This is a genomic window from Ventosimonas gracilis, assembly GCF_001580025.1.
Lineage (GTDB): Bacteria > Pseudomonadota > Gammaproteobacteria > Pseudomonadales > Pseudomonadaceae > Ventosimonas > Ventosimonas gracilis.
Genome location: NZ_LSZO01000134.1, coordinates 1 through 1,820 on the forward strand (window position 1 = coordinate 1; position 1,820 = coordinate 1,820).

3 protein-coding genes are annotated in these 1,820 nt (G+C 53.9%); 2 read left to right on the forward strand and 1 reads right to left on the reverse strand.

Features of this window, described 5'->3' with window-relative positions:
• The first annotated feature begins 152 nt into the window (after positions 1 to 152).
• Together AXE65_RS05870 and AXE65_RS05875 are read left to right on the forward strand one after the other, a co-directional pair.
• Positions 153 to 398: a type II toxin-antitoxin system HicA family toxin gene (locus AXE65_RS05870; RefSeq protein WP_068389410.1), complete on the forward strand. Its 246-nt coding sequence runs from the start codon at positions 153 to 155 to the stop codon at positions 396 to 398.
• Positions 395 to 808 carry a type II toxin-antitoxin system HicB family antitoxin gene (locus tag AXE65_RS05875; RefSeq protein ID WP_068389412.1) on the forward strand — a complete coding sequence of 138 codons (414 nt, stop codon included), beginning with the start codon at positions 395 to 397 and terminating at the stop codon, positions 806 to 808. Before AXE65_RS05870 ends, AXE65_RS05875 begins: the two co-directional genes overlap by 4 nt.
• A 298-nt stretch (positions 809 to 1,106) precedes the next feature.
• Here the strand turns inward: AXE65_RS05875 and AXE65_RS05880 are convergent, their stop codons facing one another.
• Positions 1,107 to 1,697, reverse strand: a complete 591-nt coding sequence (locus AXE65_RS05880) for an IncP plasmid survival protein KfrC family protein (RefSeq protein ID WP_153015403.1) — start codon at positions 1,695 to 1,697, stop codon at positions 1,107 to 1,109.
• Between the last annotated feature and the right edge of the window lie 123 nt (positions 1,698 to 1,820).

The following is a 1,820-nucleotide window of genomic DNA, read 5'->3' on the forward strand; positions in this document are numbered from 1 at the left end:
CCGCCATCCGCCAAGAAACCCAGCGCCATCAACAACGCCGCCAGCAGCAACAAGCGCGGGAGGCCAAACAGGAGCAGGGAATGAAAATGTAAGGGACTGAGGTGAGGAACTGAGTGGCTGTCGTTTGATACCAAATACAGTATCATTCAAGCATGAACACCACCACCAAACTGCTGAACGCCATGCGCAACAATCCGCGCGACTGGCGCATGGAGCAGCTACTGGCCGTCGCCCGACAATTCGACGTGGCGGTACGAAACGATGGCGGCAGCCACCATGTTTTTTCTCACGTAGCGATACCCGGGATTGTCACCGTTCCTGCGCATCGTCCCATCAAACCTGTGTATGTACGCCAATTTGTGGCGTTCATCGACACCATCAAGGAGGCACGATCATGAGCGAGGTCAAACGCATTGCACGCATTGCAGCACCGTGGCCTTTTGACGCCTACGCGCACATCATCAGCCGGATTGCCGACGAAGACGGCGGCGGGTATCTGATTACTTTTCCCGATTTGCCCGGCTGCATGGCTGATGGGCAGACCGAGGCTGAAGCGGTGGAAAACGGGCGTGATGCGTTCGCGGCCACCGTATCCGCGTTGACCGACATGGGACGCGATATTCCCTCTCCCACGTTTGTCCCTGATGATATGACGGCATTCGAGGCATCCGGCAAGTTCCTGACCCGTGTGCCGAAATCCATTCATGCCAGGCTGTCCACCCGTGCCAAAGCAGAAGATGTCTCTCTGAATACGCTGGTGTTGACGTTTATCGCCGAGGGGTTGAGCCGACGTGAAAAGCATGTCTGATTGTAGCCAATAAGGCCGGATACCTCGGACGCTATCACCGAGGAGGGCCTATCGAGTAGGGCACCCAAGACGTGTCGCTGGCTCGCTGGAGGAGCTGGGTAAGCAAAGCTATTAAAGCCTAAACACTGGCCGCAAACCCAAGGCCGAAACCCTCCGGCATCGAGCGCAAAGCTAGAACCGTCTGGCTTTCAGATCAAGAGTGCGCCCAGTTAAGGGCGCTAGGTGGCAGTAAGTGGTTGCGGGGAGTGCTGGCCGATCAATCCTGATTGCAACAATCTTGCTGCGGGAGGCATGCTCTTTATGGCTGCTGCCTATGCCCCAGCCTTAAGCCAAAGCCCTGTGATTGGCTTTGGGATTGCGTTTGCTGCCGTGCTTGCTTTTCGCGCTGCCCACGTTCTTTCTGTTGCTTTATGCGCACGCTCTCGCGCATGGCATCCCAGCTTGCGGCAAGCTCTGGATGCTCGCGGCGCATCTTTTGGGTCGCCAGTTGGTCTACCGTAGGAAAGCGGCTATCGGTGCTTTCCTTGATTTTTTCGATACGGTATTTGCGGTAATCAAGGCAGTGCAATCGAGCCAGGTGCTTGTTCTTGTTGTCATGCCAAGCATTGGTATTGGCGGCTTTGGTTTTCTTCGATGACAGCCATTTGTGCTTGGGCGGGTTCTGGCCAACCTGCTTTAGCTTGGCTTGTTGCTGCTCGATGACTTGCCCCAATTTGGCCTCAATACGCTCGATTTGTTCGTGTTTGGCTTCCACATAGGGCTTTAGGGTTGCCGTTAAGGTCTGTTCCAGCGAAGCATTTTCCAGCAGTGCGCGTTGCTCGCTGGCGGACTGTTCGGCTTGGTGCAGGAGGCTGTCGCTTTGTTCAATTAATTTCCGATGCCTGGTCACGACATTTATCATCATATTTAACACGTAATTTAACAAGGGTCTTAGGAAGCAAACATGTTTTTATGGCATGATAACTTCCTGATATGACTGGTAAAAATAGGTACTTCAAACGTTCGAAAATCA